The organism is Psychrobacillus sp. NPDC058041 (assembly GCF_042885655.1).
Classification (GTDB): Bacteria; Bacillota; Bacilli; order Bacillales_A; family Planococcaceae; genus Psychrobacillus.
The window spans coordinates 57,397-80,882 of the sequence record NZ_JBHVRO010000009.1; the positions used below are offsets into that span (position 1 = coordinate 57,397).

At 35.0% G+C, this 23,486-nt stretch carries 22 protein-coding genes, 3 pseudogenes, 1 riboswitch and 1 other annotated feature; of the genes and pseudogenes, 7 read left to right on the plus strand and 18 right to left on the minus strand.

Annotated features, from left to right (window positions below):
• Positions 1 to 184: 184 nt before the first annotated feature.
• From ACFVR1_RS14415 to ACFVR1_RS14445, 7 genes and pseudogenes are all read right to left on the minus strand, one after another.
• Positions 185 to 876, minus strand: a pseudogene (locus ACFVR1_RS14415) (low temperature requirement protein A); the annotation flags it as partial.
• A 300-nt stretch (positions 877 to 1,176) separates the two neighbouring features.
• Positions 1,177 to 1,737 (minus strand): NADPH-dependent FMN reductase, encoded by a 561-nt coding sequence (locus ACFVR1_RS14420; RefSeq protein WP_387584997.1) that lies wholly within the window; start codon positions 1,735 to 1,737, stop codon positions 1,177 to 1,179.
• A 170-nt stretch (positions 1,738 to 1,907) separates the two neighbouring features.
• Positions 1,908 to 2,183 carry a GNAT family N-acetyltransferase gene (locus ACFVR1_RS14425; RefSeq protein ID WP_483880170.1) on the minus strand — a complete coding sequence of 92 codons (276 nt, stop codon included), beginning with the start codon at positions 2,181 to 2,183 and terminating at the stop codon, positions 1,908 to 1,910.
• A 24-nt stretch (positions 2,184 to 2,207) separates the two neighbouring features.
• Positions 2,208 to 2,435, minus strand: a pseudogene (locus tag ACFVR1_RS14430) ((4Fe-4S)-binding protein); the annotation flags it as partial.
• 359 nt (positions 2,436 to 2,794) lie between these two features.
• Positions 2,795 to 2,965, minus strand: a pseudogene (locus ACFVR1_RS14435) (SDR family oxidoreductase); the annotation flags it as partial.
• Positions 2,966 to 3,195: 230 nt separating this feature from the next.
• On the minus strand, positions 3,196 to 3,351 hold the full coding sequence (locus ACFVR1_RS14440) for a Fur-regulated basic protein FbpA (RefSeq protein WP_387584998.1): 156 nt from the start codon (positions 3,349 to 3,351) through the stop codon (positions 3,196 to 3,198).
• A 54-nt stretch (positions 3,352 to 3,405) separates the two neighbouring features.
• Positions 3,406 to 3,987, minus strand: coding sequence for a VanZ family protein (locus ACFVR1_RS14445; protein ID WP_387584999.1), 582 nt, complete (start codon positions 3,985 to 3,987; stop codon positions 3,406 to 3,408).
• 269 nt (positions 3,988 to 4,256) lie between these two features.
• Here ACFVR1_RS14445 and ACFVR1_RS14450 point away from each other — a divergent pair, with 269 nt between their 5' ends.
• Positions 4,257 to 5,051 carry a DUF2935 domain-containing protein gene (locus ACFVR1_RS14450; RefSeq protein ID WP_387585001.1) on the plus strand — a complete coding sequence of 265 codons (795 nt, stop codon included), beginning with the start codon at positions 4,257 to 4,259 and terminating at the stop codon, positions 5,049 to 5,051.
• Between the two features lie 80 nt (positions 5,052 to 5,131).
• Positions 5,132 to 5,914, plus strand: a complete 783-nt coding sequence (locus ACFVR1_RS14455; protein WP_387585002.1) for an HAD family hydrolase — start codon at positions 5,132 to 5,134, stop codon at positions 5,912 to 5,914.
• A gap of 72 nt (positions 5,915 to 5,986) precedes the next feature.
• Here the strand turns inward: ACFVR1_RS14455 and serA are convergent, their stop codons facing one another.
• On the minus strand, positions 5,987 to 7,573 hold the full coding sequence (gene serA, locus ACFVR1_RS14460) for a phosphoglycerate dehydrogenase (protein WP_387585003.1): 1,587 nt from the start codon (positions 7,571 to 7,573) through the stop codon (positions 5,987 to 5,989).
• A 78-nt stretch (positions 7,574 to 7,651) separates the two neighbouring features.
• Positions 7,652 to 7,878, minus strand: a binding site (T-box leader).
• Positions 7,879 to 8,372: 494 nt separating this feature from the next.
• On the opposite strand from serA, the gene ACFVR1_RS14465 reads away from it, so the two are divergent.
• Positions 8,373 to 9,737: an aspartate kinase gene (locus ACFVR1_RS14465; RefSeq protein ID WP_387585005.1), complete on the plus strand. Its 1,365-nt coding sequence runs from the start codon at positions 8,373 to 8,375 to the stop codon at positions 9,735 to 9,737.
• A gap of 233 nt (positions 9,738 to 9,970) precedes the next feature.
• Here the strand turns inward: ACFVR1_RS14465 and ACFVR1_RS14470 are convergent, their stop codons facing one another.
• A complete protein-coding gene (locus ACFVR1_RS14470) occupies positions 9,971 to 10,948 on the minus strand; it encodes a GNAT family N-acetyltransferase (protein WP_387585006.1) in 978 nt (325 codons plus the stop codon).
• A gap of 431 nt (positions 10,949 to 11,379) precedes the next feature.
• Entirely contained in the window at positions 11,380 to 12,654 is a 1,275-nt protein-coding gene (locus tag ACFVR1_RS14475; protein WP_387585008.1) for an MDR family MFS transporter, read from the minus strand.
• A gap of 722 nt (positions 12,655 to 13,376) precedes the next feature.
• Between ACFVR1_RS14475 and ACFVR1_RS14480 the strand changes: the two genes are divergently transcribed.
• On the plus strand, positions 13,377 to 14,138 hold the full coding sequence (locus tag ACFVR1_RS14480) for a glycosyltransferase (RefSeq protein WP_387585010.1): 762 nt from the start codon (positions 13,377 to 13,379) through the stop codon (positions 14,136 to 14,138).
• Between the two features lie 137 nt (positions 14,139 to 14,275).
• Positions 14,276 to 14,533 (plus strand): hypothetical protein, encoded by a 258-nt coding sequence (locus tag ACFVR1_RS14485; protein WP_387585011.1) that lies wholly within the window; start codon positions 14,276 to 14,278, stop codon positions 14,531 to 14,533.
• 88 nt (positions 14,534 to 14,621) lie between these two features.
• Here the strand turns inward: ACFVR1_RS14485 and ACFVR1_RS14490 are convergent, their stop codons facing one another.
• Entirely contained in the window at positions 14,622 to 14,753 is a 132-nt protein-coding gene (locus ACFVR1_RS14490) for a hypothetical protein (protein ID WP_387585013.1), read from the minus strand.
• 60 nt (positions 14,754 to 14,813) lie between these two features.
• Positions 14,814 to 15,704 carry a LysR family transcriptional regulator gene (locus ACFVR1_RS14495; RefSeq protein WP_387585014.1) on the minus strand — a complete coding sequence of 297 codons (891 nt, stop codon included), beginning with the start codon at positions 15,702 to 15,704 and terminating at the stop codon, positions 14,814 to 14,816.
• Between the two features lie 204 nt (positions 15,705 to 15,908).
• Between ACFVR1_RS14495 and ACFVR1_RS14500 the strand changes: the two genes are divergently transcribed.
• Positions 15,909 to 16,673: a dimethylarginine dimethylaminohydrolase family protein gene (locus ACFVR1_RS14500; protein ID WP_387585015.1), complete on the plus strand. Its 765-nt coding sequence runs from the start codon at positions 15,909 to 15,911 to the stop codon at positions 16,671 to 16,673.
• 261 nt (positions 16,674 to 16,934) lie between these two features.
• Here ACFVR1_RS14500 and ACFVR1_RS14505 read toward each other — a convergent pair whose 3' ends face one another.
• From ACFVR1_RS14505 to ACFVR1_RS14530, 6 genes are all read right to left on the minus strand, one after another.
• The gene (locus ACFVR1_RS14505; protein ID WP_387585017.1) at positions 16,935 to 18,224 is read right to left on the minus strand and encodes a nucleobase:cation symporter-2 family protein; all 1,290 of its coding nucleotides are present in this window, start codon (positions 18,222 to 18,224) and stop codon (positions 16,935 to 16,937) included.
• On the minus strand, positions 18,221 to 18,808 hold the full coding sequence (locus ACFVR1_RS14510; protein WP_387585019.1) for a xanthine phosphoribosyltransferase: 588 nt from the start codon (positions 18,806 to 18,808) through the stop codon (positions 18,221 to 18,223). The genes ACFVR1_RS14505 and ACFVR1_RS14510 overlap by 4 nt, the downstream gene beginning before the upstream one ends.
• 146 nt (positions 18,809 to 18,954) lie before the next feature.
• Positions 18,955 to 19,056: riboswitch (purine riboswitch) on the minus strand.
• 91 nt (positions 19,057 to 19,147) lie between these two features.
• Complete coding sequence (locus tag ACFVR1_RS14515; RefSeq protein ID WP_387585021.1) at positions 19,148 to 19,438, minus strand: hypothetical protein; 291 nt, start codon at positions 19,436 to 19,438, stop codon at positions 19,148 to 19,150.
• Positions 19,439 to 19,560: 122 nt separating this feature from the next.
• Positions 19,561 to 20,466, minus strand: a complete 906-nt coding sequence (locus ACFVR1_RS14520; RefSeq protein ID WP_387585023.1) for a methyl-accepting chemotaxis protein — start codon at positions 20,464 to 20,466, stop codon at positions 19,561 to 19,563.
• 26 nt (positions 20,467 to 20,492) lie between these two features.
• On the minus strand, positions 20,493 to 21,581 hold the full coding sequence (locus tag ACFVR1_RS14525; protein WP_387585024.1) for an NAD(P)/FAD-dependent oxidoreductase: 1,089 nt from the start codon (positions 21,579 to 21,581) through the stop codon (positions 20,493 to 20,495).
• A 3-nt stretch (positions 21,582 to 21,584) separates the two neighbouring features.
• Entirely contained in the window at positions 21,585 to 22,616 is a 1,032-nt protein-coding gene (locus ACFVR1_RS14530; RefSeq protein WP_387585025.1) for a S66 family peptidase, read from the minus strand.
• Between the two features lie 299 nt (positions 22,617 to 22,915).
• Here ACFVR1_RS14530 and ACFVR1_RS14535 point away from each other — a divergent pair, with 299 nt between their 5' ends.
• Positions 22,916 to 23,479, plus strand: a complete 564-nt coding sequence (locus ACFVR1_RS14535; RefSeq protein ID WP_387585026.1) for a 3D domain-containing protein — start codon at positions 22,916 to 22,918, stop codon at positions 23,477 to 23,479.
• Positions 23,480 to 23,486: the final 7 nt, after the last annotated feature.

The window sequence follows — 23,486 nt, forward strand, 5'->3', positions numbered from 1 at the left end:
ATAAACCGCCTCGTCTAACATGATATTCTTTAAGTAACATATATGTATCCCGGTAGAGAAGCGGTTAGTTTTACGTCGTTGTTACTTTGGCATAGATCATGAAGAATAGGGCAAGTTCTCCCACAAGGACTAGGTTAGGGACAGTCACAATCCAACTGAACGCGACTAGACTTGCTAACAGACGAATTAGAATGAAGGAAGTGACAGAGAATAATATCGAATTCCAGTCCCCTCGCTGCGGTTGTAATACCGAAGGGTGCTGACGATCAATTCTCCAAAAAGAATGAGTGTCAGTGACGCAAAGCGCTCTAACAAATGAGCCATGTTGGTCGGCATCTTGATTAAATACTTACGCCCAAATATAGGTACTAAGATATCCACGAAAATACCGATGTATAACAAAATATAACGAAGCCAAGAATCGAAAAAGATGGAACTTGCAGAAATAAGTATTCCAATCAAGAATCGGGTTCCCAAATAGTGAGCTACTAATCTTCTATCTCCCGTTTCCTTCTTTCGGACTACTAGATATTGTATGGCTGTTAAAGTTCTCAAGCCGATATATCCGATTAGAAATGCATAATAATATAGATCAAAATTAGCTGATAAGCTAGAAGTCATGATTAGGACGAACACCATTTGAACAATCATATGAATACGTTGATTTAATATGTCTTGTCCGAAACGATTAATAAACAACGTTTGTCCTACCCAAGACCACCAAACTGGAATGAACATTAACACATATTTAAATAAATTCCCGAATGGAATGTGTTTAGCCTCTACCTGAAGCAGAACATGTGTGGTTGTCGCAACAGCTGCAACAAATATTAAATCGTAAAATAACTCTAACCATGTCACTTTCTTCTCTGCAATATTCAACAAAGCTTCACTCCCTACACTCACTTAGCTACAAAATTGGTATATAACATTCTCAGTTAAATAGTATTTTGTAGATGAATAAATTAATTGATTTAGTTATTTTTACGGAAGAGTCTCTATGTTGCAGTAGCAATTCAAGGATTGATCTTATAAATCTTTGAGTGGTCTTATTAATAAGTGCTGTAATGATTTTTTAGGAATTTAATAACATAAATGTATATAAAGAAACTACTTTAAAAGAGGGTGATAAGGTCGTTATTCAACGACCTTATCACCCTCTTTGGTCAACTTTTATTAATCTAAAATAGGTAGGTGATCAATCCAATCAATAAATTGTTGTAAATAACGCTGAAGATATCGTTTTGTTTTTTCGTCAGTAAGTACTTTCTGATTGGAATCAATCTTTTCATGTACTTGAGAAATTAGTACTTTTTGAAAAGGAAGTACATGTGCTTGCATGGCTTCTAAAATTTGTCTTATTTGCATTTGAGAAAAAGCAGTACCTAATCCTCCGGGAGTTGCTCCGATAAGACCAACTGGTTTTCTAGTTAACACAGAGGACTTCGCAGGTCTTGATGCCCAATCCAATGCATTCTTCAACACGCCCGGAATCCCAGAATTATACTCCGGACTGACGATAATAATACCGTCTACCTCTTGAATAGACGACTTAAATGTTGTTACTGTTTCTGGATTTCCTTCCATTTCTAAATCTTCATTAAATAAAGGCAGATCTTTTATCTCAATCCAACGGAATTCTACTGAATTATCCATTTCTATCAATGATTGAGCAATGATTCGATTATAAGAATTTCTTCTTAAACTACCACAAATAAGACCAATGATTTTAGTCATATCAATTTCCCCCTTGTTTGCTCTGTTTCTAGGAACCTTTTTAGATTGGAATCATCATGACGTGTAAGTTCATCATCTGAAACTGTACGATCAGTATTGTCTAATTATGTTGTCATTGGTGCCATTACACATCGAATTTTTAAAGTTGACCCATTTTTAAATTCGTATGTTTAGCGTCTCCATAAGTCTGCGTACTCTTCTTTTTTCTCGAATTCTAATTTTGCAAATGGACATAATGGAATAATTTTCATATTCTCAGCACGTGCTTTATCAACAACTGCTTTTACTAACGCTTGTGCAACACCTTGTCCGCGTAATGAATCATTTACTCCAGTATGATCGATAATAAAAAAATCATTATTCGGACGTGTAAATGTGATTTCTGCTGTTAGCTCGCCATTTGCATCTTCTAAATAAAATCGATTTGAGTCTATTAAAAATTCCATATCCATTTCTTCTTTTCGAATATATTTTAGTGCACCTGATGGACATGAATCCACCACTAGTGCAACTTCTTCTGTTGATGCGTTATCTGCAATAATCCAGGGTTTACGTTTTACTTTAAATACATCGCCATTCCCACGTACACATTCTCCTGCATGGACGCACTTTTTAATGTCATAAAATACATCAATAGTTTCTCCAGAGTATTTACGATATCCACTTCCTAGTAATTCTTTTTCTGCCACAAAAATCACTCCTATTCTAAAGGTTTTAGCATTGCTTCAATTTCAATACGGCGAAATTCTAGTTTTGGTGGTAAGTGAAGTGACTAACCAAGCCCTTTAATATCACTATTTTACACAAAGCCTGTGTCCTTTGTTGCTAGATCAAATAAAATCACGGAAGTACAAACTTTTAAAGTAGTGTCGATTGACTTCTTATGCTTTTCTTCAATTTTAATTACTCCAAGTGTATGCTAATACTTGTCCACGAATTTCTACTAAGTATTTATAACCAAATTATCTTTTTGTATGCTGTTATTTTTTTGTTTTTTTACTATTTTACTGATTTTAGTGTTTCTGAGCAAGACAATATTGTTGTATAAAAAGTTGACTTAGATTGTTGTATCAGTAATATATTGAGAATCCTCAGAAGCTAAGAATACGACAACGCGGCCGATATCATTTTCAACATCACCAAATCGGTCCATTGGAATTTTGCTTCTAACGCTTTGGTAATATTCTGGCTGTGCTTTAGCCTATACTTGTACACCCGGAGAGTTGGCCTCTCGCGTAGCGAAATTAATTTTTGTGACGAGCTTGCGCAGGAGCAAAATGTTTTCTGTGACGAGCCTGCGCAGGAGCAAGGGAAGCGGCTTGATGCTTGCCCCCTGGAAAGCGTCCGCCTTCAGCGGAGATCAACCAGTTCACTTTCTAATTATACTTTCTGCAAAAAAGACTGTAGGCAAACTTCAAGTTTGCCTACAGTCTAAAAGTGTAAAATTTTTAAGTAACTTTATCTTTCTTCTTCTATTATATATTCTTTTGTTAATTCATAGAGATTCAGTTCATATAACTGCTTTCCGTCGATTTTAAATATGCCTTTATTTACAAGGTCTTCTATCATATTATCTCGTTTTTCTTCAATTTTCGATTCTTTAGGTATTATCATATTCGATACTCTCCTTGCATTTTAATCCACCTATTATTTACCCGACCACCTGAATTATAAACTTCTATCCTTTAATCGTTTAAAAGCTTCTGTAAGTTTTGGAAATCTTTTTTTTATTATTAGATAAACCAAATAACCGATTAAAGCACCAAGTGTATTAAGCCATAAATCATCTACATCACTACTTCTATTTTGAGGTAGTTGCATTATTTCGATAAAGAGTGAAATACATAATCCGACAATCACAGGAAAAGGAAAATGTTCCATTCTTTTAGAAAGAAGTGGGAAAAGAAAACCGATGGGAATAAACAGAATAATGTTACCGAGAAAGTTAATATAAAATGGCTGCCAAAATCCAAGATATTTTATGGCATTAAAAGTTTCCCTAAAAACTCGAAATAACTCGAAATTTACGTTTGATATTGTAGGATGTACTAATCCATTTCTAGGAATAATGGTTTGCGAAAATAACCCTATGAGTACTGAAACAAGTAGAAGTATTCCTAATTCATGCAAACTTTCCTTTAAATAAAATCCTCTTTTTCGCCACCTAAGGAAACGCCAAATAAAAACAAACGGAAGTGCTATACAAACGAAAAAAAACATATCGTCTAAATAGTGGTCTATTACGTTCATTTTCTTCACTCCCATTACAATATATAACGCATTTTAGTGTCACAAAGTTTCCCACCACTCATCTTCTAATTAAGTCTATTAAAAAAGCCTTCATTTATTAACCTCTTCTATATTTATTCTTTCCTAATCAATCATATAGAAACAATATGAAAGGAAAGCCAGGATCTGTCTTCTTTAAAAATACTATATTTCTAGTTAGTTCGACTTTATTTTATTTTATTCATGCATTAAGAAATAATTATTGAAATAGAATGGTTGAAGGAGGGATTGTGATCAGTTTATTTGTGACGAGATCATTGGATGAAATTCGTTTTTGGGCAAGAATTATGAAAGAGCATGCATTATTTTTAAGCCTCGGCTTCAGTTTTGATGACAAAAAACTCATTCAAGAAGCACAAGAATTCATTACATTATTTGAAAAAATTGAAGAAAAACTAAGTACTTATTCTCCACAGTCAGATCCAGAGGAAATTAAAAGATTTAATATTCAAGTGTATCAAGCTGCTACTTCCATATGGGCTTATAAAAGAAAAGTGCTTGGGCTCATTTTACGCTGTGAAATAGTATCAAATAACTATGCATTATTAGTAGATCATACAAGTAGAGAAGCTGCTTATTTTGTAAACCGCTTAAAAGAGTTAAATGCAGGGAAATTAGAACCTATGGCCGATGACATTATTAAAGAAAATATTTTTTTCTTAAAAATCATGGCAGATCATTCAAAATTCATAGGACACCTCTTGGATCCTACAGAAAGAAAGTTAGTGGATCAAGCACGTAATTTTAGTCATGATTTTGATCAGCTAGTTTTTCAAGCTCTAGATTTAGATTCCATGAGTCCACAATCAGAAACTATTCCTATTTTAAATCAATTTTTAGATCAAAACCGTGTATCTGTTGTATCACTTCGAGATTTTAAAAAAGCAGCAAGAGATCTTATAGATGCATGTCGAATAAAAAGTAATATTCACCCTCTTCTTGCAGACCACGTATTCAGAGAAGCAGAAAGATTCCTTCATATTATTGATATGTATGAAAATACACTCCTTTCAAACAAAGGTTAAATTTGTCTTAGATATATTAACTCTAGTGACAGGCTTCCTTCACTGCGGTAAAGTATTATGTAAGTTAGTGAAGGGAGCATATGAAAATGAAGGCTATTTTTTTTGATTTAGATGATACATTATTATGGGATAAAAAAAGTGTGGAAACTGCATTTCAAAAAACTTGTGCATATGCAGCAACGAAAGTGGATATCGATCCGCAAGCTTTAGAGTTATCCGTTCGTTTTGAAGCAAGTAAATTATACGATACATATGAAACACGCCCATTTACTCAAATGATCGGAATAAATCCTTTTGAAGGACTATGGGGAACATTCGATGATCCGAGTGAAGAATTTCAAAAGATGAAAGCAATTGTACCTATATATCAACGAAATTCATGGGTAAAAGGATTACATCACCTCGGTATAGACGATACAGCTCTAGGAGAAGAACTATCTACATACTTTCCGAAAATGCGAAAAGAAAGTCCTTTTGTTTATGAAGAAACCTTTGAAGTATTAGATTTACTAAAAGGTAAATATATACTTTTCTTAATCACGAACGGCTCGCCTAGTCTTCAAAATACGAAGTTAAAAATTACACCAGAGATAGCTCCTTACTTCGATCATATTATTATTTCTGGAGCCTTTGGAAAAGGAAAACCAGATCCTTCTATTTTTGAGCATGCATTAGAAATTGCTGGAGTTAATAAAGATGAAGCTTTAATGGTAGGGGATAATTTAATGACCGATATTCTCGGTTCTTCCAAAGTTGGAATGAAATCTGTATGGATAAACCGCGAAAATAAAGAAGTAAGTGAAGAAGTAAAACCTACTTATACAATAAAGAACTTGCATGAGCTAATTACCATTCTTGAATAGTAGAAAAGCAAGTTCCCAGTCAAATATTTGACTGGGAACTCGCTTGTTAAGAAAATGTATTTATTTTGACTTTTATAAGTCTATCGGTGTTGCATCTGATATATCTGCTAATTCCTTTAATTGTTCGATTCCCGTTTTTTCAACATGTTTGTCAATAGAAATCATCATAATTGCGTCTCCACCAACTTCAGATCGACCTACTTGCATCGCTGCGATATTTACACCTTTTGTTGCTAAAAGTGTACCTACACGACCAATTGCACCTGGTTGGTCTTTATGACGAATGAATAGTAAATGTCCTTCTGGTACAACATCGACGATTAAATCATCAACTCGTAATATTCGAGCTCCTAGTCCATTTAATAATGTACCGGCAACTTTTCGTGTTTCTGTTGCTGTTTTCACTTCAACCGTTATTAAACTTGTAAATCCTTTTGATTTAGTTGTTTTCAATTCATTCACAACGATGCCGATGCGGTCTGCAAGAAATTTTGCATTTACATCATTTACTGACTCTCCTAGTTTACTTTTCAGGAGTCCTTTTACTGCATTTCTTGTCAATGGTCGCACATCTATATTTGAAAGTTCTCCAGAATACGTGATGTTTACTTCTTCCGCAACTCCGGCTGTTAAGTCACTTAAAAATGTACCTAACTTTTCAACTAAATTGAAATAAGGCTCAATTTTAACTAATACATCTTTTGGTACTGAAGGAAGGTTTACTGGATTTTTAACAACACCGCCTTGTAAAAAACTAACTACATCGTGAGAAACATCCACAGCAACGATTTCTTGTGCTTCCACAGTACTTGCCCCTAAATGTGGTGTTGCAATCACTTGTGGTAATGTAAGTAGCTTATGATCTAAAAACGGTTCTTCTTCAAAAACATCTAATGCTGCCCCAGCAACTTTACCAGAAACAATAGCATCATATAAGGCATCTTCATCAATAATGCCACCCCGTGCACAGTTCACTATTTGAACGCCGTCTTTCATTTTTTCAAAAGCTTCTTTATTTATTAAATGACGTGTCTCTTTTAATAATGGAGTATGCACAGTAATAAAATCTGCTGCTTTAATAACATCTTCAATCGTCCCAAATTGCACACCCATTTTTTCTGCTTTCTCAAGTGTTAAGAATGGATCGTAAGCAATTACATTCATTCGTTGTCCTTTTGCACGAGCAGCAACCTCTGCTCCAATTCTTCCTAGTCCAACAACGCCAAGTGTTTTATTTTTAACTTCTACTCCAATAAATGATTTGCGATCCCATTTTTGATTTTTCAATGCATGGAATGCTTGAGGAATATTACGTGCAAGTGACATTAACATGGCAATCGTATGTTCCGCTGCAGAGTTTGTATTTCCATCTGGAGCATTGACTACTATAATTCCTCGTTCCGTTGCCGCAGGAAGATCGATATTATCTACACCAACACCAGCTCGTCCAATAATTTTTAAGTTTGTTCCTTTTTCAATAATCTCACGAGTTACTTGTGTTTGACTACGAACTAACAATGCATCAAATTCACCAATTTTATCTCCTAATTGTTCTGGAGTTAGGCTTGTATCTACTACGATATTAAATCCTTCTGCTTGTCTTAAAGGGTAAATACCATCCTCACTTAGTGGGTCACTGATTAATATATTGTATGTCATATTTTTTTCTCCTTCTGTTCAAATGTTTTTTGGTTTTATCTTTCTAAAAGCAAAAAAGCCCTTCGCTCCCTTACAAATGTAAGGGGCGAAGAGCTTATAATAAACTCACGCGGTACCACCCAAATTCACTGCAAAAAAATTGCAGCCTCTTAACATGCTTAACGCGCATCACACGAATGAACCTACTTCAATGTTCAGTTCACCAATTCAAGAGTGCTACCCTACACTTGAAATCACTGATTTTCACCAACCATCAGCTCTCTTTAGAATCAAAATGTAAAGCTTGTCTCCATCAATATTGTTTTAGTTGTATTAAGAATAATTATTCCTCGTCATTTATCGAATAACGGAGGTATTTACTTTATTCAGACCGGATTTTGTTCCTGCTGAATTGTCGACATTTCAGACCACTTTTTAAAGTGGAGGACATTTGCTGAGTAAAGTTAAACTCATCATACTCACACTTATTTTAATTGTCAATATAGTTAAAAAACTTGGAAACGCTATCATTTTTAATCATTTTAAAAAAAGCTTGATAATACGCTATTTAAAACATGCAAAAAAAAATATAATTTTATTATTCGTTATTCAAGTGAAAATATCCAGCTAACAAAACTTCCCTTTATTCATTTCACTTATTTTACGAACTTTAATTAATCTTATAACTAAAATGTTCATATTTTTTTAATATAGATATTTTTTTCATCAAATGTATTGACGTTAAGTCTTATACTTTGTACACTGTATAAAATCATTTGTTTTCCCTGGATGCACAAAAAATAAATAAGGATATGATGAAATGAAAGTGAGTAAGTTTGGAGGAACCTCAGTAGCAAGTGCTGAGCAAATAAAAAAAGTGGCTACAATAATCCAGTCAGATCCAACAAGAAAATTCGTCGTTGTGTCTGCACCTGGTAAACGTTTTAATTCGGACAAAAAAGTAACGGACTTATTAATAGAATTAGCGAATGCAGCTTTAAATCTTGAAGAGACAGAAACAAAGCTTCAGCAAGTACTAAATCGATACAGAGAAATTGCTATAGATCTAAGATTAGACCAAACGATATGTGACGTGATTGAGAACGATTTACGCGTACGCATTTCTACAGATATGTCAGATGTAGAATACTTTGTTGATAATATTAAAGCGAGTGGCGAAGATAATAACGCTAAACTCATCTCTACATATTTTACAAGCATTGGGCTACCTGCTCAGTATGTTAGTCCAAAAACTGCTGGGCTCATTGTAAATGATCTTCCCGAGCGTGCACTTGCTTTGCCGGAAGCTTATGAAAATTTAAGTCATCTAATAGGGATGAATGAAATTGTCGTATTCCCTGGATTTTTTGGTTTTACACGTGCTGGATTATTACGAACTTTTGACCGTGGTGGTTCGGATATTACTGGATCAATATTAGCTGCATCCGTTCATGCAGATCTTTATGAAAACTTTACGGATGTAGACTCGGTGTTTTGTGCAAATCCAAAAGTTGTCAATGACCCAATGGAAATTGAGGAAATCACTTATCGAGAGATGCGTGAGCTTTCCTATGCAGGATTTTCTGTTTTCCATGACGAAGCCTTAATGCCTGTTTATAAAGCAGGCATACCAGTATGTATTAAAAACACAAATAATCCTTCAGCTCCTGGCACAAAAATTGTGGCAGAAAGAAAAGGGAAACATCGTCCGATTACTGGAATATCAGCAGATAGTGGCTTCTCTATTTTATATGTGAGTAAATATTTGATGAACCGTGAAATTGGATTCGGTCGAAAATTACTGCAAATTTTAGAAGAAGAACTTATCTCGTATGAGCATACACCTTCTGGATTAGATGATATTTCAGTGATTTTAAGAAGTCATCAACTAACAGCTGAAAAAGAAATAAGAATTATTAAACGAGTGAGAGAAGAACTTCATGCGGAAGAGGTACACTTTCGTCATGAGTTTTCGATGATTGTAGTAGTTGGCGAAGGAATGAATAACAATACTGGTCTAGCTGCACGAGCAGCTACTGCAATTTCAAGGACTGGCTCCAATATTGAAATGATTAACCAAGGATCTTCAGAAGTAAGCTTAGCTTTTGGCGTTCATATGAGCAATGAAAATAAAATATTACAAGAGCTTTATAACGAGTTCTTTGCACCTGTTTCAGTTAGATAATCATAAAGTAAATTTTAAAATCATTATGACAAGCGCACTTTAATTCTTCACATTTCTCGAGTGCTTTGGACTATACATCAACTACCATTAGATTTAGAGGTGTTGGAAGTGACTTAGTGACTGAGTCACTTCCAGCTATCGGTAGTCTTGTGTTCTATATTTGTCCTACCTGCTCTTACAGTAAATCGGCAGCTTTACCATGAAATCCTGTAAACTTTAGATCTGAGCAAGACTCATAAAGGCTTCATATGATTCAAATTAGCAGCTTTTACATAGTGCACAAGTGTCATTTTATCGTTTATTTTCCATTTATCTTCTGTTTGAACGTAACCCATTTTCTCATATAGATAACAGTTTTTTTCTTCTTCAAGAATGGTGTCCAATTCCCATTTAGTTACCTCTGGATACATACTTTCTAATCTAGATATGACTTGCTGAGCTATTCCCTTCCCTTGGTACTCATCTAATATATTTATCATATGCAATCGCATAACTCCAGGGGATTTTGAATATACATGGACACTACCTACTAAAGCATTTGTATAAATTATTTTATAAAAATCCCCTGTATTTAAACGCTCCTTAAACCTATCAAAAGTTTGATGCACTGGACTTGTTTCATGATCTTCATATTTTTCATAAAGCGGTGTAAATACTTTTTTTTGTAATTCAAACAATGTTTCGGTATCATGGAATGTTGCTTTCTTTAAAGAGATTCTTGAATTAATTAACTCGAACAAAAAATCCAGAATATCATACTGAATAAATTCCCCGCTTTCGACTAAAGCCTTAATTTCTTCCATTGTTGCCCATTTTGCATCTGCTACTTCTTCATATTGTAGACTCAAATCATTAATATGGACGTTTTGCTTTACAAGCCAATGGTCATCGAATCCTCTAGAAAATTTTATAGTAAATAATATTTCAGCTTGCTCCATTTGCAAATCTAGACCGATTTCTTCTTTTGTCTCTCGTATTGCAGCCATTTCACTTGTTTCACTTGAAAGTACAGCACCCGCAGCTGCACAGTCCCACATATTCGCCCATCCTTTTTTCCATGATTGTCGTTGTTGGATTAAAAATTCCCCATTTTCATTCACTATCCAAATATGGACTACTTGATGAAAATCACCTTCTTGCATATCTTCTCCTCTTATATGAGTCCTTCCTGTTTTCTCTCGTTTTTCATTGTAAATGTCCCAAGTTTCCATTCATTACACCTACACTTCTAATAGTTTGATTGAACTAGTATATCATGCGTCTAATATGGTCGTATATGTGATAAGAGGTCGCTTCAATAAAAATTCTTGACATCTATATAAAAAAATGAGATAATGCAGTTTGTTAACAATTTTGGTATGACATAAATTTTAGAAATTTGGCATTCTGCTTTATGTGTTTTTGATAATACTTATTCACACTGGAGCGACTAAAGGGTCGCAAGGACGTAAAAGAAGGTAGGGTTTACGTTGCTTAGGTTAGAAGGCAACCAGTGGAACAATTTACCGCGGCATTGAAAGATGAGTCTTTCATGGAAATTATTCCCCGATTTCAATCGGGATGAAATTTAAAATTCAAAAGTTATGTTTTACCTATACAAAAATCAAGGGGTGTTCTCATTAGAGAGCACCCCTTGTCCAATTTATACACGTATTTCGTTTTGTCTTTTATTGTATTCCTTAAATGTAATCAAATAAATAACCCCACTAAGTAATGCTAATATAGCCAAAATGACAAACGTCCAGCTAAAGCCTATCAATGTTACAAGTGGAAACACAAGTGGTGCAATCGTGCGTCCGATGGTGTAACGTAGACTCGCTGCAGCAAAGTATTGTCCTCGCATATCAGCCGGCGCTAATTTAGAAACAAAGCTTTCTTGTAATCCAACTGTAGCTAACTCCCCTAGTGTAAATATTGCCATCGCAAGAAGGAACACCCAGAAGTTCGCGGTCATCGGGAAAACGAACATCGCTACCATATATAAAAATGAGGAAAAGAAAAACACCCACTTTTCAGGATACTTCGACATCCATCTTGTTACAATAACAGTGAATAGAACAACTAATAATCCATTCTCTGATAATAACATACCAAAGGAACCTTCCCCTGTAACAGCCCATTCTCGACCAAATAAATTTCCAAGAACCTGCTTATCAATTGCATCTTTCATATAAACTGGTATTAACATATCTAGTTGCATATATGTTTGACCGAGTAAAATACCTGCAACAACGAACAAGAAAAACACTTTATCTTTTACGATTAATCCATAAGTTCGCACTTGCTTGATTACTACTTGCATCCAATTACTGCCGTCATTTGCCATCTGTTCTTTCATTTCTTTCGGCAATGTTTCTTCCGTCAAAAATCGAAGGGCAAGCCCAACTATACAAGAAATAATTCCACCAATTAAGAGTAGTGGAAAACGATATTGAAAGAATAGAACTGCTCCAATAATTGGACCAACTACGACAGTAATATTCACAGATGTATAAAACACAGAAAAAACTGTACTTCTTTGATTCTCTGGTATTACATCCGCTACAATAGCCTGGCTTGCTGGATGATAAAATGAACCTGCTACTCCCGCAAGTGCAAACGCTACGAAACTAATCGTTGGTGAGTTCAACCACGGTGAATTAGCAAATGCAAATATGACAAACATAATCCCCTGAGAAATAGCAGAAAAGAATAACATCGTTCTTCTACCAAAACGATCCGCACAGTACCCTCCTACCAAATTTGCCGCAACTCCAAATACTTGTGATATTACAAGCAATATTCCCGTCAAACTCGTCCCAAATTCTGACGCAAAATAAATAGCAAGAAACGGAAATACCATCCAAAAACTTAAATTAGTAAAAAATTCTCCAAATAACCTTACTTTTAAACTTCGATCCCAATCTTTAATCCTCATTATTTGTTCCTCACATCTTATAGATTATACAATCCTACCATAATGATTCGGATTTCGAAATAGAAAAATTAAAAAAATTCTTCATATTAGGACAAAATATTAACAAAAAATGTCTGTTCGAGACCAATTTCAAGTTAAGCGAGACTAAATTTCTTTCAAGCGAGACCAATTTCTTTGAAGTCGCAACCAATTCACTAGAAGCCGAGACCATCCCCCATAAAAAGTTAATCTCGTTCAAAATTTTACCTTTCAACAGCAGTGACTTTTCTCACATCACAAAAATCCCCGGAGACTTTACACAAAAAAACACGAAGGGGTATTACCCTTCGTGTTCGCTTATTTTTGGATTTACTTTCTTGAAATCTTACAAAAAAGCACAAGGAAAAACTTAATGGACTTCGAATAGAATGTCAAAATGAAACAATTTGATTTCGGAAGGAAGAAAACGATCAATCTAGAATATACATAGAAGTGAATGCATTGTATTAGCTGGAACGCCGTATGCGGTGAAAGTCGCACGTACTGTGTGAACAGGGGGAAAAGCCAAAGTTCATTGAATGGGTATCACTTGAGCGTATTTTGGTTGGGTTTCAATTGAAAACTTATTAATATAAAAAAAGAATGTGAAAAATTGCACTTAAATAAACAGGTCAACAGTCGCTTTTGTTGTTTCAAGGGAAATAATACAAATTAATTATTTCGATATAAGGGAGAGATATTGTATGACAGAAAGAAAGAATTTTTCAGAAGATAAACATAAAGAGGATATAAAATTCTCAATTATCATACCTGCCCATAATGAAGAAAAGTATATTGGAAAATGCTTGGAATCTATTTCAAAAGCCTCAATGTTATTTGAAAATCAGGTTGAAGTCATCGTTGTTTTAAATCGATGTACAGACAGAACAGAAGAAATTGCGAAATCATACAAATGTATAACGATAAAGAATAACGATAAAAACCTTTCTAAGATTAGGAACGCAGGTGTTGATATAGCGAAAGGTGAAATCATCGTTACAATTGATGCAGATACCCAGGTGAACGATCATGTGTTGTCTAATGTAGAGAAATACTTAACAACCGGAAAGTACATCGGGGGTGGAGTTACAGGGAAATTTGAAAGAATGTCTTTAGGAATATTTGTTTCAACCTTGTTATTAATTGGCCCACTACTCCTTAAATATGGAGCAATATCTGTCGGAATCTTTTGGTGCTACAAAAAGGATTTTAAGTCGATTAATGGTTTTAATGAAGATATGCTTATGGCAGAAGATGCTGATTTTGCTAGACGATTAAAGGATTGGGGAAAGAAGAATGGAAAAAAATACGGAACAATTCAAAATGGGATGATAACTTCTTGCAGAAAGTTTGATAAACACGGAGACTGGGCTTTACTTAAACGTCCGAAGATAATTTTAGCTTATCTCAAAGGAACTGATCAGAAATATGCGAATGAAGCATACTATGAAAATCAAGATAGATAACAATAACATTACAATGTTCAGGAGTTAAACTCAAGTTAAGTCTCAAGAAGAAAGGGCGTAGGTTAGTTGAAGAGTGTTGTTTACTTGTGTTCAACAATTGTTCCAGTTTGTTAAATAACTTTAAAGGAGGGGATTACTTGGAAACCAACGCAACTTTTCCACGAAAATATAGCGTAATCAGTTATATTGCTTTGGCAGTCGGGATTACTTGCTTTTTTATTACTTTTGTTCAACCTACAAGAATTGTGATGATAGGTTCTCTTGCCGGGGACTATATCACTTATGGATTTACAACTATTGGTCTTGTATGCTCCATAATAGGGATATCCAAGAAAACGGAAAAGAATATGCTACCGATCATTTCTTTAATTTTATCACTATCTTTTCCAATCTAATTTGCAGTAATTTTTATTTTATTGATAACAGGTGTTATTCCCTTTGCACCTTAGATATTACCTGGTTATCTAGACAATACTACCTTATTCAAGAAAAGGTCCAGTTAATTGGATAGATTAAATAAGGGGGTGATAAAATGAATGCATTTATGCTAGAAGGATGGATGTAGACATCACTAGGGCTTAATGTGACCCTGTTGTCTCCTATTCCACCTGTCATATCGTTACCTCCCGCTTATAACGGTGTAATTTTACTGTAAAAGAATATCGTTGGAATTTGTTATTCCATAGTAGGAATGCTATCCCAAATTTTTTGGATTACATCAATAAAAGATTGAATTGTTACTAAGTTTTCTTTTTCCTTCAACGTAATGATAGAAGTGTTTACTTTTACCTTGTTCTCAGTAACTAGGATCGGGATTAAATCACCATTGCTAATTTCTTTTTTTATAAAGTCACTGATTAACAACGCTACCCCCATATTATTTAATACAGCCTTTTTGATCGCATCTAAACTACCAAATTCTATTACGTTTTGTAATGAGAGTTTCGATTGTCTCAAATATTTACTCATCATCGATTCAAAATATCCGTCAGCTTGGTATTTAATTAAAGGAAATTTCGTCAGTAATTGGTCTTCCGGATACCTATCATATAAGTCTTTAGAAACTACTAGAACCATGTCTTCCTCTGCAATCACGATGTTTGTAATTCCATTATTACTTAGGTCGCCTGAAATAATCCCTATATCATATTTGTTTGATTCTACCCCTTTTATAACTTCATCACTGTTACAGGAAATCAACTTAATCTGTACTTTGGGATATAGCTTCAGGTATTCAGAAATGACATAAGGAAAATAATAGGTACAATAGCTTTCACCAGCGGCAATCGTTACATTGCCATTCGAATTTGAAAGTTCGGCGAATGATGACTCTATCTCCTCTACTATGGAAAAAAGCTGATCTGTATATGTTTTAAGAACTTCACCTGCAGGTGTCAAAAAGATCTTCTTTCCTATCCGTATAAATAGCTGCTGTTTCAATTCTTGTTCAAGCGACTGAATTTGTACAGTTACTGCAGGCTGAGTAAAGTTTAACTGTTGCGCAGCCTTAGTAAAATTTAAGTACTCTGCTGCGAATTGGAAAGTTTTCAGATGTCTTAATTCCATTAAATCTCTACTCCATATTATCAGATTTTTTGAACTGGTTCATAAGTACAGTGCTAAGTATCGATAAAAAACTGTTATGGTTTCCATAATATCTTTTGATTTTACTGTAATCTCGTAAAAACGTAAAGTATTCATATAAGCTGTAGCAGTCAGGAACATGAACTGAAGCCGCTTATATTATTTATTTTAGGGAGGCAAATCCAGATGAATTTTTCACACACTATAGTACGCAAAATTAGCAAAAGCTTTGTAAACGGTTTAACAACCGTAGATTTAGGTAAACCCGATTATGAAAAAGCGTTTGAACAGCACAGCAACTATATTGATGCATTGAAACAATGCGGTGTAAAAGTAACCGTTCTTGAGGCGGATGAACGATTTCCTGACTCTACTTTTGTAGAAGACACAGCGATTCTTACTGAAAAATGTGCCATTATTACAAATCCTGGCGCAGAAAGTCGCAATGGGGAAATTGTAGAAATGCGAGAAGTGCTATCGAATTTCTACAGCGAGATAGAGTCAATTCTTGAGCCGGGTACACTTGATGGCGGTGACGTAATGCAGGTAGATAACCATTTTTACATTGGTCTTTCCAACCGAACAAATGAAGAAGGGGCAAGCCAGCTCAAAGAAATTTTAGAGAAATACGATTATAGTGCAACGATAGTACCTGTAGAAAAGTTTTTCCACTTTAAGACAGGGATTTCCTACATAGGGGACAACACTTTAGTGCTAGCAGGAGAATTCATCGACAATGAGTTGTTCCGAGATTTTAACAAAATCATCGTCAATGAAGAAGAGGAATATGCGGCTAACTGCATTCGTATCAACGACTATGTAATTATCCCAAAAAGATACGAGGAGACAAAGAAAAAGATTACTGCTGCTGGTTACTCCGTTATTGAAGTGGAAATGTCTGAGTTCATCAAGCAAGATGGTGGATTAACTTGCCTGTCTTTACGATTCTAAGCGGGCAACTAGAATAATTTAAGAGAAAATGCACCATAACTCAAAATCTCTAAAAATAGAGCTCACTTCGTGCTTTAGTTGAAGAAGACCATCTAATTGTGATGGTCTTTTTTTGTCTCAAAACTAACATTACTGTTTAACAGAACCTAATCTGCCTTCTCACAATAAAAAATGTCGCCTCCTTTTCCTAAATAAATAGAAAAAGGAGGCGACATTATAACATATTTCACCTTAGAATATGTGGGGTATTCAAGGCAACATTTATTCAGTTTTAAGCTGATTTGCTTTCTTAGAAGGAAGCATATTAAATAATATATTCAATATTATCGCTGTCATACTTCCTGCAACAATCCCGTTACTTGTTAAAATTTGAATGCCAGATGGAAGAGAGTCAAATAAGTTAGGGACTACAGATACTCCAAGTCCCATACCAACAGAACAAGCTATAATCATTGCATTGTCTTGGGTTTCCGTTACAACTTTGCTAAGCATCTTAATGCCTTGAGATACGACCATTCCAAACATCGCCAACATTGCTCCGCCAAGAACAGACACGGGGATAATTGTTGTTATTGCAGCAATTTTAGGAATGAACCCAAGCGCTATAAGCATTCCACCTGTAATGTAAATAACGTTTTTGGATTTAACTCCTGACATTTGAAGAAGTCCAACGTTTTGAGAAAAAGTTGTATATGGGAATGAATTAAAAATACCACCAAGTAATACAGCAATACCTTCCGCACGATACCCTTTTGATAATTCTTTTTTTGAAATCTTTTTATCTACTATATCTCCAAGAGCAAAATAAACGCCTGTCGATTCTACTAAAGAAACCATTGCCACTAAAATCATCGTAATAATTGGTGACCAATCGAATGTTGGTGTGCCGAAGTAAAAAGGATGCACCATATGGAAAAGATTAGCCTCTTTAAACGGAGTGAAATCTACTTTCCCCATAAATATTGATGCAATCGTTCCAGCAACTAATCCAAGTAAGATAGAAACAGCTTTAATAAATCCCGATGAAAAACGATAAAGTAACACAATAAAAAGTAATGTACCAAATGCCAATATAATATTTGAAGTCGACCCAAAGTCTTCTGCTCCTTGGCCTCCACCCATATTCGTAATAGCCACAGGAATAAGCGTCACTCCAATAATTGTTACAACAGAACCAGTAACAACTGGAGGAAAGAATTTTACAAGTTGACCAAAAACTCCACTAATAACAATAACAAAAATACCAGAAACGATGATAGCCCCGTAAATAGAAGAAATTCCATATTCTTTTCCGATACCAATCATCGGACCAACCGCAGTAAATGTACATCCTAATACAACTGGAAGACCAATTCCAAAAAATCGATTACTCATTACTTGCAAGATGGTAGCAATACCACACATTAATATATCAATAGCAACTAAATAAGTTAATTGATCAGAAGGGAGTCCTAGCGATCCACCAACTATTAAGGGAATCATTACCGCTCCTGCATACATAGCAAGGAGATGCTGGATACCAAGCGTGGTATTTTTCAATGTATTTTTCATCTAGTGAAATCCTCCTCAAAAAATTCCACTGTTCCATTTTCTAACGATTTAATATTCGCAAGTGAATCTACACGAACTCCAAGCTCACGAACAAGAGATCCACCTGTTTGGAATCCTTTTTCAATTACAATCCCAACGCCAGCAGTTGTTGCATTAGCTTGCTCTACAATATCAAGCAAACCAAGCACCGCTTGTCCATTCGCCAGGAAGTCGTCAATGATTAATACTACATCATCGCTTGTTATGAAGTCTTTCGAAATAGAAATATCATTTGTTTCATTTTTTGTAAAAGAATGTACCTTTGATGTATATAAATTATCAGATAACGTTAAAGATTTGCGTTTTCTAGCAAAAACAACTGAGACTCCAAGAGTTAATGCTGCAAACATAGAAGGAGCAATACCAGAAGATTCGATTGTTACAATTTTAGTAATACCAGCATCCTTATAACGAGTAGCAAATTCTTCTCCAATCGCTTGCATTAAAACTGGATCAATTTGATGATTTAAGAACGTGTCTACTTTTAATACATTCTCCGATAGAACTTTACCATGTTGTACGATTTTTTCTTTTAATAATTTCATCTTTACAGGCTTCCCCTCAAGTTTAAATTTTTAAACACAAAAAAGCTCGATGACTTTGTACCCACTCGCTAAAGGAGTGGAACAATGCCATTCGAGCTGAAAATTCGAACAGAAATAAAAGAATATATGACAAAATGCCAAAACTCTATTATCGTATTGCCACTCATAGTCAGCTCATTTACGGTAAGCCGGTAGAAACTTGCAGGCCATATTCCTGCGATTATACGAGTAAGTGCTATTTGAATATTTCTCATTATAGCACGATAAAGGCCAATTACAATCACCCATTAATAAGTTAGATGATTCATAAAATTCCGTTCAATCAATATAATAAAACTATTATTTTTGTGCTTTTAAAGACTTGAAGACATGTATAAAGTAAGAAGGATCTTCTTGAATATTGTATGGGAAAACACCTTGATTTGTATGTAAATACAAAATGCCACCACCAAAGGAAAAAGGCTTATGCGATACATCGTGAACATGCTCAAGCTTAAATTGATGTCGCTCCGAAGCAATTCCTTCTATATTTAAATGAAGCTCAAATCTCATTTCAATATGCTGCATTTGATAATAAAAATCGATTTCCCGCTTTATTTCAACATAAACAATCGAATGACTACTCAACATCTTCCCCTCCAATACCACTATACAGTGTAACATGTTTCGGTGAAAATATTCAGAATCATCCTCCAATTGTTACAAAGGTGTTACTGGTGCCAGGCACTAGTAACATAGTTGTCATACAAGGGTTAGATTAGTTTGACGAAATGAGCTGTTTGCGCTTCTAGTTTTTCAGATGCTTTGGCAATCTCTTTAAACTCTTCTAAAGCAATTCGAATTTCATCTTGGCTTTTTTCAATGCTTTGTTGAGACTTTCCATTGCTATGCGTTACTTTATTTACTTCTTTTGCAATGCCTTCAATATTTTCGCGTACTTCCACAATGGATGCTTCTACTCTTGCCGCTAGTTTGCGTACCTCTTGTGCAACGACATTAAATCCACGACCATGTTCCCCTGCACGCGCCGCTTCTATTGCTGCATTTAATGCCAATAAATTTGTTTGAGCAGCAATTTCTCGTATAGTTTGTACAATACCTCGAATAGAGTCAGCCTGAACTTGCAAACTCACTAAGGTTTCTGTACTTTCTTTAGCACCCTTTGCAATTTCATCTATTGTCTCTAAAAGATTTTGACTTCTTTTCATACCAGTCTCTGCACGGTTGTTTAGTCCTTCTGACATTTCATTTAACTCATTTGTAACAACCATGATTGTTTGATGTTGCTCCGTTACGTTTGTAGCAACTTTGGTAACGCCTAGAACTTGACCACTCTCACCAAATATCGGCATATAAGTCGCTTCAAGCATTACACTATTTCCATTAATATCTTTGCGTTCTACCTTATTATGAACTGTCTTCCCTGCAAATAAGTCTCTCCATAATGCTTCATATTCAGGGCTATTCAAGTACTTTGGAAAACAAAAATCACGATGGTTCATCCCCATCACTTTTTCTTTTGTATAACCAAGTTCTTTGGCAAAATTATCATTTACATATGCTACTCGACGATTTAAGTCAAAACGAATAATAGCTAAACTCTTTTCTAATGCATTTACAACTATCATATCATTTACTTCTTCAACTTGTGAATTCATACTGTTTCCCCCATCCCCTTAATCACTCAAACCGGTGCGTATGCTGATAAATCCAGCACAGTTTTCTCCCCCAATGCTAAACGAGCTAGCTCTGCTCCTACAAAAGGTCCAGCAGTTAATCCAGAAGCTCCTAAGCCATTTGCAAAATAAATTGAATCAAAACCTGGAACTTTTCCTATAATAGGAAGAAATTCTGGTGTATATGGTCTGAACCCTACTCTTACTTCCTCTATTAATGAAGTTTCCAATAATTTTGCAATACTAGTAGATTTCTCTATTAATTCTAATTTTCCTGCTTCCGTTACACTTATATCGAATTTTGTATTTTCTTCATATGTGGAACCAGCTACAACTCTCCCATCATCAAATGCGAGCAAGTACTGATTTGTCGGAGGTAGTACTACTGGCCAATCTCCAGTAGCTTCGTTTTCAATCCTAAAATGCATAATTTGAGCTTTTTGAGAACTTACTTTCATATCAGCTCCTAATTTTAAAGGAAGTTCATTTCCCCAAGCTCCTGCTGTTAAAACGATTCGATCTGTGCTTAATAGTTTTCCATTGACTAATACGCTACCGTTTGAAATTTCTGCATTCCCATAAATTATTTCTGCTCCTAGTTTTTGAGCCCCCCCAATTAATGCATCTCTCATAGCACGGCCATCTACTCGCGCCGCCCCTTCTACATATAGTGAGGAAAAATCTTCTGAAATAAGAGGGAAAAGTGCTTTTGTTTCTTCCGCCGTGAGTATTTTCAGTTCACCTATTTCTGGAGCATCTTCACGCTTTTCAATAGCTCTTTCTAGCATTTTCTGTAACTTTTTCTCATCTTTATGAAGCGCAATAGCCCCTACTTGTTTATAACCAGTCGAAGTTTCACCCAAAGTTTTGAGTTCTTCTACAAGTTGGTTGTAATACTTTGCCCCATTTTTTACTAGCTCGTACCATTTTTTATTTCTTCTTTGTGAAATCCACGGACAAATTATTCCTGCTGCTGCATCCGTTGCCTGTCCTAAATCCTTTCGGTCCACAAGCGTTACTTGCACGTTTTCTTTTGCAAGATGATAGGCGGTGGAAGCACCCAAAATACCACCGCCTATTACTATATAAGAAGGCATCTATTACTCAACTCCACTTTCTAAAATAGAAAATGTACAATTTTCGCAATCAATTTCAGCCAACGCTCCGTATGGAAGAACAAATTTTGGTTCGGTATGTCCGAAGTTCAAATTATAAAGCACTGGTAACTCGTTCAAATCAAGTTCTTTCATAATTCTTAAAATGGATTCCTTGTATTCCTCATAGTATTTTTCATTTTGAGGCTTTCCAAAAACTATTCCTTTTGCATTTTGTAAAATTCCTTGCGAGCCATAATTTCGTAGCCAATATTCGATAAGAGTTGGTTCTGGCATATCTTCCGAAGTTTCGAAGAATAAAATACTATTTTCCCAATAGGATGCTTCTGGCCATAGCGCAGTTCCTTTAGCAAATTCCAGCACCTCGATACATCCTCCGATTAATCTGCCTTGTACAACCCCAGTGCCTTGAAGCAATTCATACCCTCTATTTGTATTCATTCGTCGTTTTGAATTTTTATTCTCAATAATCCATTCTAAACGTACACTAGTCCATTCAGTTGCTGGTTTTACTTCACCAATTACATCATTCGAGAATAAAGTCTTTTTCAATGCTTCTACTGTATACTCATGCATTTCTACATTTTCCGCAAAATCCACTAACACAGATGGACCATAAAATGAAGAAATTCCTGCTTTGTGACAAAATAAATGCGTAACCGTCGAATCCGAATAACCTATAAATACTTTTGGATTATCTCGAATAACATCAAAATCAATATATGGTAATAGGCGAATACTTTCGCTACCACCAATATTCGAAACTATCCCTTTTATCGTTGGATCTTTAAATGCGTTCATTAAGTCTTCTGCGCGTGCCTTAGGGTTCTCGTATAAATAATCTCCACCCATTAGACTATTTGGCATTGGCACAACTTCTAATTGAAACACTTTTTCTAACCTTTCTACCCCTTGCTCATATCTCCACTTCAAATCAGGTTCTCCTGCTCCACCCCATGACAAACTAATGGTTGCTACTTTATCTCCAGCTTGAAGCATTTTAGGTTTCTTTAGCATGATATACACTCCTTTAAATATCATTATAATTCAAACAATTCATCATTGTTGTCTATTTTTTAAAATGTTAAGATAATTTCATTTTATAACATCCAATTAGAATTCTTAACTGCATAAATGAAACTGTAGAATCTTAATTAAGACTTTTTAGCATATTACTTAATAACAGAGCATACATTTTCCTTACCCATTGTAATAGGCACTTTCTATTCTGTAACGCTATTAATAAACTACCGTAATATTCCTGTAATAAAATTCTGCTAATATGAACTTAGACTAAATAGCAAGGAGTAGAGTATTTGAAGAAAACTCTTGGAACACTCATCATCATAATTGCACTATTGGTTAGCGGAGCAAATACAAGCTTAGCCGCATCTTCAACTTACACGGTACAAAAAGGAGACACATTATATAAAATTGCAAAATCACAAAAAGTGTCTATTGCCGACTTAAAATCTTGGAACAAATTGAAATCAGATAATATTCAACCAAAACAAAAACTAGTTCTTTCTCCTAATGGAAATGTAGCAAAAACCAAAAACCCTTCTCGCTCGGATTCTGAGGATAAGGTAGTGAAGGAATTCATCGTATCTGCAAGTGCATTTACAGGGAACTGCAATGGTTGTTCGGGCATCACTTCTACTGGTATTAACTTAAAAAGAAATCCAGATATTAAAGTAATTGCTGTAGATCCAGATGTCATTAAACTTGGAACGAAAGTATATGTAGAAGGTTATGGTTACGCCATCGCTGGTGACACCGGTGCAGGAATTAAAGGAAACAAAATTGATGTATTTTTCTCTTCCACAAGCGAAGCCTACAAATGGGGACGTAAAAACGTAAAAATCAAAATACTGGAATAACGAATAT